Source organism: Pseudomonas sp. GB2N2 (genome assembly GCF_054897705.1).
The window spans coordinates 4,469,158-4,484,385 of the sequence record NZ_CM142701.1; the positions used below are offsets into that span (position 1 = coordinate 4,469,158).

The window sequence follows — 15,228 nt, forward strand, 5'->3', positions numbered from 1 at the left end:
TATCGATATGGAGGACGCCTTCGCGGGCAAGCCTGTTGGGGTCCAGTTTTTTTGGACCACTCCGTAGGAGTTTTAGACCGCCTGCTGCTCAAAGAGCGCAGGCGGCAGGTTATTCGATGCGGTGTGGCAACGGCGATGGTTGTAGTGCGACACAAAGTCGATCACATCCTTTTCCGCCTCAAAGTGACTTTGGTAACCATTTTCTGGCATCCAGTCGTGCTTCAGCGTTCTGAAGTAACGCTCTACTACCGCGTTGTCCCAACAGTTGCCACGACGACTCACGCTGTGGACGATTCGGCTTTCGGCCAGACACGCTGAAAACCTCTCAGCGGTGTACTGGCAGCCCTGATCTGAATGAAATAACAGCTCAGGCATTGGGCTGCGCAGCGCTACCGCCAATTTCAGCGCTTTGATCGACAAGTCTGTGTCAGCAGTTCTTGAACAGGCCCACCCCACAATTCGGCGGGAAAATAAATCCATCACTACGGCCAGATATAACCAGCTATCCCTCACTTTGATGTAGGTGATATCGCCTGCCCAGAGCGTGTCTGGCTGGACCGGATTAAAGCGACGATCAAGTATGTTCGGCGCCGTGATACTTGGTTTGGTGGCGCGACGATAGTGAGCGTAACGTGGCCGGCGCCTAGCTAAATCAAGGGTCTTGATCAAGGAGCGCATTCGGTGGCGTCCGATAAAAATGCCTTCCGCTCTCAACTCCTTGGATAAGCCGCGGGCCCCTAAAGCTTCGCGATGCTCTATATGCAGCGCACGAATCTTCATCTCCAAGCCACTCTCGATAACACGAGGCGGCTTGGGTTTACGTTTCGCGTAATAGCTACTGCGGGCCAAGCCTAAGACCAGACACATGCGTCTAATCGACACTTCCCCTCTAGCGCCGTCAATCACTTGGTTCGACTGAACAGAACCTTCAGATGAGAGGGCAATTGCTTTTTTAATACTTGGTTCTCGGCTTCGACCAGCGCCAATTTTGCCTGTAGCGACTCGATCAGTTCCTGGTCCTGTGGCCGAGAGGGTTGTGAAATCCCCGCATGCTCCCGACGCCAGAGCAGAACCCATCGGCGTAGAGCTGTAGGTCCAACTCCCGTTAGCTTGCAGGCTTCAGGTATGGAGCAATTCATCTCCACAACCAAGCGAATGGCCTCCGCTTTTTCCCCGATATTTACAATGCGATATCCCATGATGCTTCCTTAGATCGATGCTCCTACATCATGGTCCAAAAACATTGAGCCACAACAGCCTCGCTCCTACAGAATCGCATCGGATCTGTAGGAGTGAGCCTGCTCGCGATGCTTTTAGGGCTTACGCGGGCTCAAGACCATCTGGGCCGGGATATTGCGCAGAATCTGCTTTTCCAGCTTCAGGTCAAAATCCGTGTCCAGCTTCTTCACGCGCTTGGTCAGCAGTGTCGCCAACCACGGGTAATCCTGCGTGCGCGGCGCCTGAATGCTCACGTCACACTGATAATTCACCACATCAGCGGCGATCGCATCCAACTGCCGACGTAGTTTGGCCATATCGGTGAGGTTCAGCGCCACCGTGGTGCTTTCAGCCGTCGGATCAATCACTTTCGCCTGAGGCTTGGCTTCAGCCGCCATCAGCGCCGCTTCGGCTCTGTCCAGCTCAGCCTTGCGCGCATTGACGATGGCGTTGTTGACCCCGCCAGTCAGCGCCGGTGCCTTGGGCATCAGCGCCCGGGCGCGGCTCAGTGCTGTCGCCGCGGCATTCACATCACCTTTTTGCAGCACGATCTGGCTGCGTTGCAGATAGGCTTCGGCGAGTTGCCGCTGGTACTGCACAAGGGATTGATCGTTGGGCGATGCGGTTTGCAAGGCAGCCAACTGGTCTTCAGCAGTGGCCAGCTCGCTGCTGGCCAGGCTTTGTTCGAGCTGTGCGATGGCCGCAGCCCGCGCATTGGTAGCCTCGGTGACCGCCGGCGGCGAGCTTTGACATGCGCCCAGTAGCAGCGAAAATGCGACAAGGAGCAGATAACGGGAGGCGAACGGCTTCATTCCTGCGACTCTCTATTTGCGCAAAAAACGAGCAAGTCTACACCCCTCGACGGGGCAGGACAAAACTCAGCAGAAACACTGCGGCGGCTGTCACAACAATTGAGGGGCCTGCCGGGGTGTCCTTGAACCACGACAACGCCAGCCCGCCACACACCGCGAGCATGCCCAGCAGGCTCGCGCCCAGTGCCATCTGCTCCGGTGACCGGGCGTGACGTTGTGCCGCAGCCGCGGGGATGATCAGCAGTGACGTAATCAGCAACACACCGACGATTTTCATCGCCACGGCGATCACCACCGCGATCAGCAACATCAAAGTCAGCCGCAAAGCCGGCACGGGCAAACCCTCCACCGTGGCCAGCTCTTCATGCACCGTGATCGCCAGCAATGGCCGCCACAGCGTTATCAACAAGGCCAGAACGGCCGCACTGCCGCCGAGAATCCACGCCAGATCGGTCGGACTGATCGCCAGCAAGTCGCCGAACAGATAGGCCATCAGGTCGATCCGCACTTCGTGCATGAAGCTTAGTACGACCAGGCCCAGAGAGAGCGTGCTCGGTGCGAGAATTCCCAGAAGCGTGTCGGACGCCAGCGGCTGACGCTGTTGTAACGTCACCAGCAATACCGCCAACAGCAGGCAGCCAACGGTGACTGCCACGGTCGGGCTGACATCCAGCAGGAAGCCCAGGGCCACGCCGAGCAAGGCTGCGTGAGAAAGGGTGTCGCCGAAATAGGCCATGCGCCGCCAGACCACGAACGAACCCAACGGGCCCGCTACCAGCGCCAATGCGAGACCTGCAAGCAGGGCGTAGAGCAGAAATTCAGCCATGCTTGCAGCCATCTCCGTGGACGTGGGGTTGCGCGGTCGAGGACGCGGTCACCACCGAGCCATGCAGATCATGGACGTGGTCGTGATGGTGGTGATAAATCGCCAGGCTTTGTGCGTTCTTTCCGAATAGTTCGACGAAAGCGGGATCGCCGCTGACTTGCTCAGGATGGCCGGAACAGCAGACGTGCCGGTTGAGGCAGACCACCTGGTCGGTAGTGCTCATGACCAGATGCAAATCGTGGGACACCATCAACACGCCGCAACCGTGGCGGTCGCGCAGACGGGTGATCAGGCTGTAGAGCTCGGCCTGGCCCGCGACATCGACGCCTTGCACCGGTTCGTCGAGCACCAGCAATTCGGGCTCGCGCAACAGGGCCCGAGCCAACAAAACGCGCTGCATTTCACCACCGGAAACAGTCTGCACCGGGCTGTCGATCACTTGTTCGGCGCCGACTTCCTTGAGTGCCGCTAAGGCGCGAGCACGGTCCACACCTGGCACCAGTCGCAAGAAACGCAGCACTGACAATGGCAACGTCGGATCGACGTGAAGTTTTTGCGGCATGTAACCGACCCGCAGTTTCGGCCTGCGCCACACGCTGCCACTGTCCGGCTTCAACAAACCGAGCACCGCGCGCACGAGGGTGGTTTTACCCGCACCGTTGGGGCCGATCAGGGTGACGATCTGGCCCGGCTCGACGCTCAACTCAATGTTATCCAGCACGTTTTGCCCGGCAAACGTGACGGCAACCTGCTCGAGGCGGATCAACGCATTGCTCATCAAGCCCCCTGGCAACCCGAACAGAGGCCGACCACTTCAACGGTCTGGCCTTCGACAACGAACCCGACGTCCTTGGCGCTGTAGACAATCGCGTCGCTGATGGATTTCTGTTCGAGTTCGATGGCGGCATGGCATTCGCGGCAAATCAGGAACTGACCCTGGTGCGCGTGCTCCGGGTGATTGCAGCCGACAAACGCGTTCAGCGAGGAGATGCGGTGTACCAGGCCGTTTTCCAGGAGGAAATCCAGCGCGCGATACACGGTCGGCGGCGCTGCGCGGCGGCCGTCCTGCTCGCTGAGTACCGCAAGAATGTCGTAGGCGCCCAACGGTTTATGGCTTTGCCACACCAGTTCCAGCACCCGCCGACGCAAGGCGGTCAGGCGCAAACCTTGACGTGCGCACAAAGTATCGGCCTCAGTCAAAGCGCTATGCACGCAATGGGAGTGGTCGTGGGGACGGCTGGCAATCGGTGTTTTAGGCATGAGCGGCGACGATTTTTGTGAGAGACGTTATTATGTTACCCGTTCTCGCCTCTTTGAGTGGTCATCGTGTCCCGACTTTTTTCTATCTTTGTCGCATTTGTCGCCAGTTTTGCGTTGATGGGTTCTGCTCAGGCCGAAGTCCGGGTCCTGACGAGCATCAAGCCGCTGCAGCTGATTGCCGCTGCGGTGCAGGATGGCGTAGCGATTCCGGAAGTGTTGCTGCCACCGGGCGCCTCGCCGCATAACTACGCTCTGCGCCCGTCCGACGTACGGAAGGTGCAATCGGTTGATCTGCTGTACTGGATCGGGCCGGACATGGAAGGTTTTCTGCCTCGCGTGCTGGACGGTCGGACGCTGCCAAGCGTCGCCTTGCAGGATCTGCCAGGGCTGACATTGCGTCGTTTCGCCGAGGACAGCCAGTCTCACGCCGAAGACGCCGACGAACATGATCACGATCACCGTCCGGGCAGCCTGGACTCGCATTTGTGGTTGTCGCCGGTCAACGCTCGGGTGATCGCGGCGAAAATGGCCGCTGACTTGAGCGCTGCCGATCCCGCCAACGCGGCGCGCTACCAGAGCAATCTCAAGGCATTCGACGAGCGTCTCGACGCGCTGGACCTGCGCCTGAAATCACGTCTGGCGGGCATCGCGGGCAAACCGTACTTTGTGTTCCATGAAGCGTTCGACTACTTCGAAGACGCCTACGGCCTCAAGCACGCCGGCGTGTTCAGCGTCGCCGCCGAAGTGCAGCCTGGCGCCCAGCACGTCGCGGCAATGCGCACGCGGTTGCAGGAAGTCGGCAAGACGTGCGTGTTCAGCGAACCGCCGTTGCGCCCGCGTCTGGCGGAAACCCTGGTGGCCGGGCTGCCGGTGAAATTGGCGGAACTGGATGCGCTGGGCGGGTACACGCCAGCGACGGCTCAGGGGTATGAGCAGGTGCTGGAGAAGTTGGGGAGTGATTTGGCGGGGTGTCTGGAGTCGTTGTAACCCCACAAAAAAGATCGCAGCCTTCGACAGCTCCTACGCCGATCTAAGTAGGAGCTGCCGAAGGCTGCGATCTTTTGACTTTAAAGGGCGAACGGCAACGGTGTACTGACCTTCTGCCGCTGCGCCAACCGCAGCTGAAACTCCATTGGATCGTGAATCAACACGTCCTGCCCGGCGAAAGACTCCGCGGCAATCAATCGCGACAACCAGAACCGCACGCACGCCACGCGCAGCATGGTCGGCCACAACTCCGCTTCGGCCGCCGTGAACGGCCGCAACCCCGCATAAGCCCCCAGCAACGCCCGCGCACGCTGCCCGTCGATCAAGCCCGCGTCGTCCGAACACCAGTCATTCAACGCAATCGCCACGTCATAGAGCATCGGCCCCGAGCACGCGTTGTAGAAGTCGATCAGCCCGGTCAGGTGCGTGCCTTCAAACATCGCGTTATCGCGAAACAGGTCGGCGTGGATATTCGCCCGCGGCAACGCCAGAATTTTCTCTTTCTGTTGCGTGATTTCGTCCAGTGCTCGCTGTAGCAGATCGCTCTGTTCGGCATTAAGGTGCGACAGCAGCTGCGTGCCCTCCTCCAGCATCCAGTCCAGACCGCGATCGGTTTTGCGCTTGATCATGTTGGCCTGGGTCGCCAGGTGCAGATGCCCGAGCAATTCACCGACCTGAGCGCAATGTTGCGCGTTGGCGACCTTGATGTGCTTGCCAGCCAGACGTGGTTGCAGCAGCGCAGGCTTGCCCGCCAACTCGCGCAAGGCGAGGCCGTCGGTGGTGCGCAAGGCATACGGCACCGGCAGATCGGCTTCATGCAGCACGTCCAGGAGTTCGATGAAGAACGGCATCTCCTGGACCGGACCGCGCTCGACCAGGGTCAGAACAAATTCGCCCTGCTCCAGGCTGATAAAGAAATTGGTGTTTTCGCTACCGGCGGCAATTCCCTGGAAATCCAGCAGGCGGCCGAGCCCGTATGGGGCGAGAAAGGTTTCCAGCTCGGGCCGAGCCAGCGGGGTGAACACAGACATGTTTTAACTGCCAGTACGGGCGCCGCTGCTCGAGCCAGCGCCGATTGAAATTAAGAAACTACTTCCATTCAAAAATCTTCCACGACGGAATCAGCATATCCGGCTGATCCGAGCGGATGAAGTTTGCATCCGTACCGTCCGCACGCACCAGGAAATACGGTGGCATGCCCTTCGGCGTGACCTTGATCGCGTACAGGAAACCGTTTTGCCGGTATTCTTGAATGACCTTGTCCCCTTCCGTGCGAATCGTGACCTCGGGTTCCGGCGTCGGCGCATCGTCCGCCGCCATCACGGCCAGTGGAACGGTTGCAAACAAGCCAGCCAGCAACAGGCGATTTAGTGTGCGCATGATAACCTTGTCCCTTTGTCGTCAACGGTCCCGCTATTCTAGCGCCGGACCCGCCGAAAAGGTTGATCCTGCTCATGAGCCAAGCCCCCCTCGTCCTGGTGGACGGTTCTTCTTACCTGTACCGCGCCTTTCATGCCCTGCCACCGCTGACCACGTCCAGAGGTCTGCCGACCGGGGCGGTCAAAGGCGTGCTGAACATGCTCAAGAGTCTGCGCAAGCAGTACCCGGACAGTCCGTTCGCCGTGGTGTTCGACGCCAAGGGTGGGACTTTTCGCGATGACATGTACGCCGAATACAAGGCCAACCGTCCGAGCATGCCCGACGACATGCGCGTGCAGATCGAGCCGCTGCACCAGAGCGTAAAAGCCCTCGGCTTCCCGCTGCTGTGCGTCGAAGGTGTCGAAGCCGATGACGTGATCGGCACGCTGGCCCGCAGCAGCGCCGCCGCTGACCGTCCGGTGGTGATCTCCACCGGCGACAAGGACATGGCGCAACTGGTTGACGGCCACATTACCTTGGTCAACACCATGACCGGTAGCGCACTGGACGTAGAGGGCGTGAAGGAGAAATTCGGCGTCGCTCCCGAGCAGATCATCGATTATCTGGCGCTGATGGGCGACTCTTCCGACAACATCCCAGGCGTTCCGGGCATTGGTCCCAAAACCGCTTCCGGCCTGCTGGTGGGTGTCAACGGCGGCCTGACCGAACTGTATGCGCAACTCGACATCGTCCCGACCCTGCCGATTCGCGGGGCGAAAACCCTGCCGGCCAAGCTCGAAGAGCACAGGGAGATGGCGTTCCTCTCCTACAAACTGGCGACGATCAAGATCGATGTTCCGCTGGACATCGGCCTCGACGACCTGCAAATGGGCCAGCCGGATCACGACAAACTGGCCGAGCTCTATACCCTGCTGGAATTCAAGAGCTGGTTCGACGACAACCAGCGCGACGCCAAGCGTTCCGGCCAGGAGATTGTCGAGGTCGTAGAAGAGCAACCTGACGCTGTCGCTGTTAAGTACGAAACCATCCTAGACCGTCCGCGCTTCGACGCCTGGCTGGATAAACTCGACAAGGCGCCGCTGATTGCCTTCGTTACGGAAACCAACGGCGCCGACGCTCAGCACGCGCAGCTAGTGGGTCTTTCGTTTTCCGTCGCCGTTAACGAAGCGGCCTACATTCCGCTGACCCATTCCTACATGGGCGTGCCAGAACAGCTGGATCGCGACACCGTGTTGCTGGCATTGAAGCCGTTACTGGAAAACCCGAACAAGCTGAAAGTTGGCCAGAACGCCAAGTTCGAAACCAATATCCTGGCCAATTGCGCCATTGGTGGTGATCAGAGCCATGGGATTAATGTCCAGGGCATTGCGTACGACACCATGCTTGAGTCCTACGTGCTCGACTCGACTGCGACCCGCCACGACATGGGCAGCCTTGCGCTGAAATACCTCGGCCAAAGCAAAACCGACATCCAGGAAATTGCCGGCAAGGGCGTCAAACAACTCACTTTCGATCAAATCTCCCTGGAACTGGCCGGCCCTTATGCGGCGGAAGAGGCTGACGTAACTTTCCGTCTACACCTGGCCTTGCAAGAAAAACTGGCGGCGATACCAAGCCTGGGCAAAGTGCTCACCGACCTCGAGATGCCGCTGATGCCGGTACTGGCCCGGATCGAACGCCAAGGTGCATTCGTCGACGCGAAACTGCTGGGCATCCAGAGCGTGGAGTTGGGCGAGAAACTGGTCGCCCTGGAGCGTGAGGCGTTTGCCATTGCCGGCGAGGAATTCAACCTCGGCTCGCCGAAGCAACTGGGCGTGATCCTGTACGAAAAGCTCGGTTTGCCGGTACTTAGCAAAACCGCCAAGGGCCAGGCTTCCACGGCCGAAGCAGTATTGGCCGAGCTGGCCGAACAGGACTACCCGCTGCCCAAAGTGCTGATGCAGTACCGCTCGCTGAGCAAACTCAAAAGCACCTATACCGATCGGTTGCCCGAGCAGATCAACACGCGTACAGGCCGCATCCATACCAATTATCAGCAAGCTGTCGCCGCCACCGGACGCTTGTCCTCCATCGATCCGAACCTGCAGAACATTCCGATCCGCACCGCGGAAGGTCGGCGGATCCGTCAGGCGTTCGTCGCGCCAACAGGCTACAAACTACTGGCCGCGGACTACTCGCAGATCGAATTGCGGATCATGGCGCACCTGGCCAAGGATGAAGGCCTGCTGCACGCCTTCCGCAATGACCTGGACGTGCACAAAGCCACCGCTGCCGAGGTGTTCGGCGTTGAGTTGGAGCAGGTCACCACGGATCAGCGTCGTAGCGCCAAGGCGATCAACTTCGGTTTGATCTACGGCATGAGCGCATTCGGGCTGGCCAAGCAGATCGGTGTCGATCGCAAACAGTCGCAGGCCTACATCGACCGCTATTTCGCCCGTTACCCCGGTGTGCTCGAGTACATGGAACGCACCCGCACCCAGGCGGCAGAGCAAGGTTTTGTCGAGACCATCTTCGGCCGCCGTCTGTACCTGCCGGAGATCAACGCGAAAAACCCGGCGCTGCGCAAAGGTGCCGAGCGCACGGCGATCAACGCCCCGATGCAAGGCACTGCGGCGGACATCATCAAGAAAGCCATGGTGGCGGTGGATGACTGGCTGACTTCATCGGGCCTCGACGCCAAAGTCATCCTGCAGGTGCACGACGAATTGGTGCTTGAGGTGCGTGAGGATTTGGTCGATCAGGTTCGCGACGAAATTCGCGCGCACATGAGCGACGCCGTGAAGCTGGACGTGCCACTTCTGGTCGAGGTTGGTGTCGGAAATAACTGGGATGAGGCGCACTAATCCCAGTCTCCTGCTCGCGATGGACTTGAGAACGCCGTGGTCGCCCAGAAACCCAGCGTTATCGTTATCGACCATCGCGAGCAGGCTCGCTCCTACACGGGGAGGCACTGCGGCACAGTGACGCGCTTGGTTCTGATAGCGATCCGGCTTATTTCAAATGGTTTTTGAAGCCCTGGAACTAAACCTGTGAACTGCGACTCAGAGTAACTGAATGGCTGGTGAAGCCGTTCAGCTCCTATGTTGTGTTAAGTGTTGGCAGATATCTGGACCCCGCCCTAACGGTCCGGAACTTGGACCCCGGAACTTCCCCCTCCCCATAAGAAGTCCGGGGTTTTTTTTGCCTGCGATTTACTGCTCGACAGGTTCCGCGCCCTTGTCAGCCAATTCCATCCAGCCTGCCAATACAGTGTAGGCGTCTTCCAGCCCGAGGCGTTTGGGCGCTGAAAACAGCTGGATGCTGATCGCATCGCCCCAGCCTTTACGAATATCCGACTGAACCTTGAGCAGCACGTTTTTTGCCGCGCCGTACGTCAGCTTGTCTGCTTTGGTCAGCAAAATGTGCATCGGCATGCCACTGGCGACGGCCCAATCGAGCATCAACAGGTCGAAATCGGTCATCGGATGGCGGATGTCCATCATCAGGATCAGCCCCTTCAGACTCTCGCGGCCACCCAGATATGCTTCCAGGTGACGCTGCCAGTGCAGCTTCAACGGGATGGGTACTTTTGCGTAACCGTAACCCGGCAGGTCGACCAGACGGCGATCATCGTCTAGCTTGAAGAAGTTCAAGAGTTGCGTGCGACCCGGGGTTTTCGAGGTCCGCGCCAGGCTGGCATGCGTCAAGGTGTTCAACGCGCTGGATTTACCGGCGTTGGAACGCCCGGCGAAGGCCACTTCAAAGCCTTCGTCATCGGGACATTGATCGACTTTGGCAGCGCTGAGCATGAAGGTGGACTGTTGGCACAGGCCGAGGATGGGGTTCTTGAGTTGCATGAGATTTCCGATGTGGGCGGCGCCGGGAATGGACGCGGCAAGCGGTGTCGTTTCCGTTTCAGTAGCGCCAGTATATAATGCCGCAGATTTTGTGTGCGCTTTGTCCCAGCGTAGGATGAAGTTCACGAGAGCGATTGACCTTGAATGCGCATTAGAACGCAGAACGCTCTCAACCCTGAAAAGGTCGTTTTATGACGAAATGGCTGCTAGCTGCCGGTGTCTTGATTCCGCTTTACGGCGCTCAGGCTACACAGGATCCGGAAGCTGTGTACAACCGTGTTTGTGGTGCCTGTCATTCCGGCCAGCTACCCACGGCGCCCCAAAAGGGCGATCCGGCAGCCTGGACGCCGAGGTTGGCGAAAGGTATGGAGACGCTGGTGCAACACGTGACCCAGGGTTTCAAGGCGATGCCGCCGCGTGGTTTGTGCATGGACTGCAGTGCCGAGGATTACCAGGCCATCATCCACTGGATGAGCGAGTGATCCCGGTCCATAACTCTTTAACCCTTAGCCGTAGTTGGATTAGCTGATGAACAAATTGATCGTGAGTCTGCTGTTGACCGTGGGGATCTCCGGCATAGCCCATGCTGCAGGTGATGCAACTGCTGGTCAGGCGAAAGCCGCAGTATGTGGCGCCTGTCATGGCCCGGATGGCAACAGCATGGCGCCTAACTTTCCGAAACTGGCAGGTCAGGGCGAGCGTTATCTGAACAAGCAGTTGCACGACATCAAGTCCGGCAAACGCACGGTGCTGGAAATGACCGGCCTGCTGACCAACCTGAGCGATCAGGACCTGGCCGATATCGCCGCCTACTTCTCCACCCAGAAAGGCAGCGTTGGCGCCGCCGACCCGAAAGTCGTGGCTCGCGGTGAATCACTGTTCCGCGGTGGTGATTTGGCCAAGGGCCTGCCAGCCTGCACCGGTTGCCACTCGCCAAATGGCGCAGGCAACGCCGCTGCCGGCTTCCCGCACCTGGGCGGCCAGCACGCCCAGTACGTTGCTAAACAGTTGACTGACTTCCGCAAGGAAGAAGGCGGCCGCACCAACGACGGCGACACCAAAACCATGCAGACCATTGCCAAGCGACTGAGCGACGAAGATATCGCTGCCGTGTCCAGCTACATTCAAGGCCTGCACTAAGACGGCGAATCGGGCGCCGCGCAGGACGTACATCTCCTGCAACGTTAACGCTCTATTAATCTGTCGCAGCAAGTATAAAAAGGGTGGCTACGGCTGCCCTTTTTTGTGGCCGCTGCCGTTACACTACCGAACTCAAGCCCGCCAGGACCTGTCTGAAAACAGGTCGCGCGAGGCGACCCAAATTGTCCAGGAGTAAAGCATGCGTAATCTGATCATCAGCGCCGCTCTCGTCGCTGCCAGCCTGTTCGGCATGACTGCCCAAGCCGCCGAAGCACCCGCCGCCCCGTATGTCGAACTGAGCAATCCGGTTCCGGTCGCAGTGCCTGGCAAGATCGAAGTCGTGGAATTGTTCTGGTATGGCTGCCCGCATTGCTACGCGTTCGAGCCGGTGATCAATCCTTGGGTCGAGAAGCTGCCTTCGGACGTGAATTTCGTGCGTATCCCCGCCATGTTCGGTGGCCCGTGGGATGCACACGGCCAGATGTTCCTGACCCTGGAAGCCATGGGCGTCGAGAGCAAGGTTCACGCGGCAGTGTTCAATGCGATCCAGAAAGAGCACAAGAAGCTTGTCGACAAGAATGAGATGGCCGACTTCCTGGCAACTCAGGGCGTAGACAAGGACAAGTTCCTGGCGACTTTCGACTCCTTCGCTATCAAAGGCAAGATCGTTCAAGCTCGCGAACTGGCGAAGAAATATGAAATCTCCGGCGTTCCAACCATGATCGTCAACGGCAAGTATCGCTTTGACGTGGGTTCCGCCGGCGGTGCCGAGCAAGCCTTGCAACTGGCCGACAAACTGGTTGATCAAGAGCGAGCGGCTAACAAGGCTGCTGCCAACTAAGCGCGGGGCCCGCCATGCGCCGCTGGGGTACCGAACGCATCGTTGGCCTGCATGCTCCGCGGGTCAACGAGCACCATCTGGAGTCGACGGGCTTGCCCGCAGACAGCCGTCTGCGCTTGCTCAGCTTCAACATCCAGGTTGGCATCAGTACCGAGCGGTACCGGCACTACCTGACTCGTGGCTGGCAGCACCTGCTGCCGCACACCGGGCGGGCTGACAATCTGCAAAAGATCGGCAATCTGCTGGGCGACTTCGATCTGGTCGCCCTGCAGGAAGCTGATGGCGGCAGCCTGAGATCCGGCTACGTCAATCAAGTCGAACACCTGGCCCAACTCGGCGCCTTCCCGTACTGGTATCAACAACTCAATCGCAATCTCGGTCGGCTTGGCCAGCACAGCAATGGCGTGCTCAGCCGCCTGCGGCCGTGGGCGATTGAAGATCATCCACTACCGGGGCCCAAGGGTCGCGGTGCAATTCTGGTGCGTTTCGGCGAGGGTCCGGAAGCGCTGGTGGTGGTCATGATGCATCTGGCGCTGGGTGCCCGCACCCGGAGCCTGCAACTGGCGTACATCCGTGACTTGATCGGCGGTTACAAGCATCAAGTGCTGATGGGTGACATGAACACCCACGCCAGTGACTTGCTGCAAAACTCGCCGTTGCGCGACCTTGGCCTGTTGGCGCCTCAACTGGAAGCCACCTTCCCGAGTTGGCGCCCGCAGCGCTGCCTGGACCACATCCTGCTGAGCCCGACCTTGACGCTGGAAAAGGTCGAAGTGCTGGCCCAGCCCATTTCTGATCACCTGCCGGTCGCGGTAGAGATTCGTCTGCCGGGTTCGCTCACGGCTGATGCATTGCCCGCGTTGAGTCCTGCCCATCGCGGAAGCCATGAATGAGCGACGAAACACAGCGTTGGAAAGAGAAATACCTCAAGGGCATCGAACAACAGGAAAAGCTCGAACGTCGCTGGGACGCCCGGCTCGACCTGCTGCGGCGCGGGCTGGTGCGCAGCACGCTGGCCGCCGAGGGCACTGACCGCGCCGTTGACCAGTGCATGAAAGAAATGCGCGACGTCATACGCACCGATGAGATGGACGCGGGCCTGGCGGCGCTGCTTCCGCGACTGGAAAAAGCCGTGCTCGACTCCGAGCAGCGCCGCGAAACCCGGGTCAATCAGACCAGTGCCGCGTTGACCGCGCTGGTGGCGCAACTGCAGAAATTGCCGCTGCCCAGGGAAGTCAGCCGGCCACTGAAGAATTTCGCCAAAACCCTCGATGGTCGCGTCAGCCAGGCGCGTGAGATGCCATTGCTGCTCAGCGAATTGAGCGGGCTGCAAGGCAAAGCCCTGAGCCAGCTGGAGAACCCGGCAGAGCCCGGGCGCCCGGGTTTGTTGCAGCGCTTGTTTGGCGGCCATGGGGCCGATGAAACGACGCACCCCGACGCGCCAGTGACCGCCGCGCAGCCTGTCGTAGACGTTGCTACGGTACCTGTCGAACTGCCAAGGGGGACCGTCGATCCCGCGCCCGTTACCGAAGATTCGGCCACGGCACCTGCAGCCGACCACCCTGCCGAGCCAGCGCCTCGGGTGATCGAAACCCCAACGGCCTCGCAAGCACCCGCAGTAGTCGTGGCATTTGTCCCGCCGATCCATGTTCCTCAGCAAGCGCCCGCGCTGGAAGTGCCGCTCCCGCCGGGCGTCCAGCCAGCAGAGCAGCACGCACCTGCCGTCACCCCGTCAAGCAATCCGGATGAGCTGACCCCGACAATATTCCTCGACCGCCTGCCCCTGCCCTCGGCCATGGTCCAGGCATTCGCCGCCATCGATCCCGAACAATCCGAGCATGACATTCTCTATGCCCTGCCGGATTCGCCGGAACCGTCCTACAGCTCTGTCGCCAAGCACATTGAAGACACGCTGCTGGGCTTGCTGGATGACCTGTCGCTGCCCGAGCGTCATCGTCCACAAGCCGAGGCTATGCGCGATCGCCTGCAAAACGGCTTGAACTGGTACGAATTGCTACCGATTCTCGACGATCTGGCCACCTTGATGCTGGCGATTAACGACAGCGGCCAACATGAATTCGAAGCTTATCTTCAGCAACTGAACGAGCGACTGGAGTCCTTTCAGAGCAACTTGCAAGCCGCCAGCGATGGCCATGCAGACAACCGCTCTGCCGCGCGCGCAATGGACACACAGATCCGCGAGCAGGTAGACGGTTTGCAGAGCAGCATGCAAGAGGCGGCGGACCTCGACGATCTCAAGCACGTGCTGGAGAACCATCTCGAAGGCCTGCTCGGCACCATGGATAAACACCAGCAGCAGCGCGATGAGCGTGAACAAGAAGTGGCGGCGCGCCTCAAAGGTCTGGCCGAACGCGTCGCGCACATGGAGCAGGAAGCTCAAGGTTACCGCGAGCATCTCGAAGAACAGCGCCAGAAAGCCTTGATCGATCCGCTGACCGGGCTGCCCAACCGGGCGGCCTGGAGCGAGCGGCTCGATCATGAGATCAGCGAGTGGCAGCAACACGGCAACACGCTGATGCTGGCCATGCTCGACCTCGACCACTTCAAACTCATCAACGACAACTACGGCCACCTCGCCGGGGACAAAGTCCTGAAAATCGTCGCCAGCGTGCTGCGCAAGCGCATCCGCGGGACCGATTTCATTGCGCGGTTTGGCGGTGAAGAGTTCGTGTTGTTGATGCCAGGCACAGTACCGGCGGTCGGAGCAAAACTGCTGGAAAACCTGCGCGCGTCCATTGAAGCCTGCCCGTTCCACTTCAAGGGTGAACCGGTGACCATAACCGTTTCTATGGGATTAACAGCGTTTAGACCGGGCGAACACGGCGATCTGGTGCTTAAAAGAGCCGATCAGGCGCTATATCGCGCCAAAAATGCCGGGCGAAATCGGGTGGAGCTGGGTTGAGAGCC

Annotated in this window: 16 protein-coding genes; 7 read left to right on the top strand and 9 right to left on the bottom strand. The window is 59.6% G+C overall.

Annotated features, from left to right (window positions below; genetic code table 11):
• Positions 1–72 precede the first annotated feature (72 nt).
• The 6 genes from ACYZT4_RS20655 to zur form a co-directional block, all read right to left on the bottom strand.
• Positions 73–867 (bottom strand): IS3 family transposase, encoded by a 795-nt coding sequence (locus ACYZT4_RS20655; RefSeq protein WP_461981152.1) that lies wholly within the window; start codon positions 865–867, stop codon positions 73–75.
• Between the two features lie 35 nt (positions 868–902).
• Positions 903–1,199: a transposase gene (locus tag ACYZT4_RS20660; RefSeq protein WP_461981154.1), complete on the bottom strand. Its 297-nt coding sequence runs from the start codon at positions 1,197–1,199 to the stop codon at positions 903–905.
• Between the two features lie 114 nt (positions 1,200–1,313).
• Positions 1,314–2,030 (bottom strand): PA5502 family lipoprotein, encoded by a 717-nt coding sequence (locus tag ACYZT4_RS20665; protein ID WP_461982718.1) that lies wholly within the window; start codon positions 2,028–2,030, stop codon positions 1,314–1,316.
• 37 nt (positions 2,031–2,067) lie between these two features.
• A complete protein-coding gene (gene znuB / locus ACYZT4_RS20670) occupies positions 2,068–2,856 on the bottom strand; it encodes a zinc ABC transporter permease subunit ZnuB (protein ID WP_461982720.1) in 789 nt (262 codons plus the stop codon).
• Entirely contained in the window at positions 2,849–3,634 is a 786-nt protein-coding gene (znuC, locus tag ACYZT4_RS20675) for a zinc ABC transporter ATP-binding protein ZnuC (protein ID WP_461982721.1), read from the bottom strand. Before znuC ends, znuB begins: the two co-directional genes overlap by 8 nt.
• A complete protein-coding gene (gene zur / locus ACYZT4_RS20680; protein ID WP_461982722.1) occupies positions 3,634–4,116 on the bottom strand; it encodes a zinc uptake transcriptional repressor Zur in 483 nt (160 codons plus the stop codon). Before zur ends, znuC begins: the two co-directional genes overlap by 1 nt.
• Before the next feature lie 66 nt (positions 4,117–4,182).
• On the opposite strand from zur, the gene ACYZT4_RS20685 reads away from it, so the two are divergent.
• Positions 4,183–5,103 (top strand): zinc ABC transporter substrate-binding protein, encoded by a 921-nt coding sequence (locus ACYZT4_RS20685; RefSeq protein WP_461982723.1) that lies wholly within the window; start codon positions 4,183–4,185, stop codon positions 5,101–5,103.
• A gap of 80 nt (positions 5,104–5,183) precedes the next feature.
• Here the strand turns inward: ACYZT4_RS20685 and ACYZT4_RS20690 are convergent, their stop codons facing one another.
• A complete protein-coding gene (locus ACYZT4_RS20690) occupies positions 5,184–6,134 on the bottom strand; it encodes a homoserine kinase (protein WP_461982724.1) in 951 nt (316 codons plus the stop codon).
• A gap of 58 nt (positions 6,135–6,192) precedes the next feature.
• Complete coding sequence (locus tag ACYZT4_RS20695; RefSeq protein WP_461982725.1) at positions 6,193–6,483, bottom strand: DUF2782 domain-containing protein; 291 nt, start codon at positions 6,481–6,483, stop codon at positions 6,193–6,195.
• A 74-nt stretch (positions 6,484–6,557) separates the two neighbouring features.
• Here ACYZT4_RS20695 and polA point away from each other — a divergent pair, with 74 nt between their 5' ends.
• On the top strand, positions 6,558–9,326 hold the full coding sequence (polA, locus tag ACYZT4_RS20700; protein ID WP_461982726.1) for a DNA polymerase I: 2,769 nt from the start codon (positions 6,558–6,560) through the stop codon (positions 9,324–9,326).
• Positions 9,327–9,674: 348 nt separating this feature from the next.
• On the opposite strand, the gene yihA is transcribed toward polA, so the two are convergent.
• The gene (gene yihA, locus ACYZT4_RS20705) at positions 9,675–10,319 is read right to left on the bottom strand and encodes a ribosome biogenesis GTP-binding protein YihA/YsxC (RefSeq protein ID WP_461982727.1); all 645 of its coding nucleotides are present in this window, start codon (positions 10,317–10,319) and stop codon (positions 9,675–9,677) included.
• Positions 10,320–10,510: 191 nt separating this feature from the next.
• Between yihA and ACYZT4_RS20710 the strand changes: the two genes are divergently transcribed.
• The 5 genes from ACYZT4_RS20710 (at position 10,511) to ACYZT4_RS20730 (ending at position 15,223) form a co-directional block, all read left to right on the top strand.
• Entirely contained in the window at positions 10,511–10,801 is a 291-nt protein-coding gene (locus ACYZT4_RS20710; protein ID WP_461982728.1) for a c-type cytochrome, read from the top strand.
• A gap of 46 nt (positions 10,802–10,847) precedes the next feature.
• Positions 10,848–11,459 carry a c-type cytochrome gene (locus tag ACYZT4_RS20715; protein ID WP_461982729.1) on the top strand — a complete coding sequence of 204 codons (612 nt, stop codon included), beginning with the start codon at positions 10,848–10,850 and terminating at the stop codon, positions 11,457–11,459.
• A 199-nt stretch (positions 11,460–11,658) separates the two neighbouring features.
• A complete protein-coding gene (locus ACYZT4_RS20720; protein ID WP_461982730.1) occupies positions 11,659–12,300 on the top strand; it encodes a thiol:disulfide interchange protein DsbA/DsbL in 642 nt (213 codons plus the stop codon).
• Between the two features lie 14 nt (positions 12,301–12,314).
• Entirely contained in the window at positions 12,315–13,193 is an 879-nt protein-coding gene (locus ACYZT4_RS20725; protein ID WP_461982731.1) for an endonuclease/exonuclease/phosphatase family protein, read from the top strand.
• Entirely contained in the window at positions 13,190–15,223 is a 2,034-nt protein-coding gene (locus ACYZT4_RS20730; RefSeq protein ID WP_461982732.1) for a GGDEF domain-containing protein, read from the top strand. Before ACYZT4_RS20725 ends, ACYZT4_RS20730 begins: the two co-directional genes overlap by 4 nt.
• Positions 15,224–15,228 lie beyond the last annotated feature (5 nt).

What these genes read in the sequence shown, in the direction of transcription:
- ACYZT4_RS20715 (WP_461982729.1), top strand. Translation starts at nt 10,848, where the DNA reads ATGAACAAATTGATCGTGAGTCTGCTGTTGACCGTGGGGATCTCCGGC.
- ACYZT4_RS20655 (WP_461981152.1), bottom strand. Translation starts at nt 867, where the DNA reads ATGTGTCTGGTCTTAGGCTTGGCCCGCAGTAGCTATTACGCGAAACGT.
- ACYZT4_RS20690 (WP_461982724.1), bottom strand. Translation starts at nt 6,134, where the DNA reads ATGTCTGTGTTCACCCCGCTGGCTCGGCCCGAGCTGGAAACCTTTCTC.
- znuC (WP_461982721.1), bottom strand. Translation starts at nt 3,634, where the DNA reads ATGAGCAATGCGTTGATCCGCCTCGAGCAGGTTGCCGTCACGTTTGCC.
- ACYZT4_RS20660 (WP_461981154.1), bottom strand. Translation starts at nt 1,199, where the DNA reads ATGGGATATCGCATTGTAAATATCGGGGAAAAAGCGGAGGCCATTCGC.
- ACYZT4_RS20710 (WP_461982728.1), top strand. Translation starts at nt 10,511, where the DNA reads ATGACGAAATGGCTGCTAGCTGCCGGTGTCTTGATTCCGCTTTACGGC.
- ACYZT4_RS20725 (WP_461982731.1), top strand. Translation starts at nt 12,315, where the DNA reads ATGCGCCGCTGGGGTACCGAACGCATCGTTGGCCTGCATGCTCCGCGG.
- yihA (WP_461982727.1), bottom strand. Translation starts at nt 10,319, where the DNA reads ATGCAACTCAAGAACCCCATCCTCGGCCTGTGCCAACAGTCCACCTTC.
- zur (WP_461982722.1), bottom strand. Translation starts at nt 4,116, where the DNA reads ATGCCTAAAACACCGATTGCCAGCCGTCCCCACGACCACTCCCATTGC.
- ACYZT4_RS20730 (WP_461982732.1), top strand. Translation starts at nt 13,190, where the DNA reads ATGAGCGACGAAACACAGCGTTGGAAAGAGAAATACCTCAAGGGCATC.
- znuB (WP_461982720.1), bottom strand. Translation starts at nt 2,856, where the DNA reads ATGGCTGAATTTCTGCTCTACGCCCTGCTTGCAGGTCTCGCATTGGCG.
- ACYZT4_RS20720 (WP_461982730.1), top strand. Translation starts at nt 11,659, where the DNA reads ATGCGTAATCTGATCATCAGCGCCGCTCTCGTCGCTGCCAGCCTGTTC.
- ACYZT4_RS20695 (WP_461982725.1), bottom strand. Translation starts at nt 6,483, where the DNA reads ATGCGCACACTAAATCGCCTGTTGCTGGCTGGCTTGTTTGCAACCGTT.
- ACYZT4_RS20665 (WP_461982718.1), bottom strand. Translation starts at nt 2,030, where the DNA reads ATGAAGCCGTTCGCCTCCCGTTATCTGCTCCTTGTCGCATTTTCGCTG.
- polA (WP_461982726.1), top strand. Translation starts at nt 6,558, where the DNA reads ATGAGCCAAGCCCCCCTCGTCCTGGTGGACGGTTCTTCTTACCTGTAC.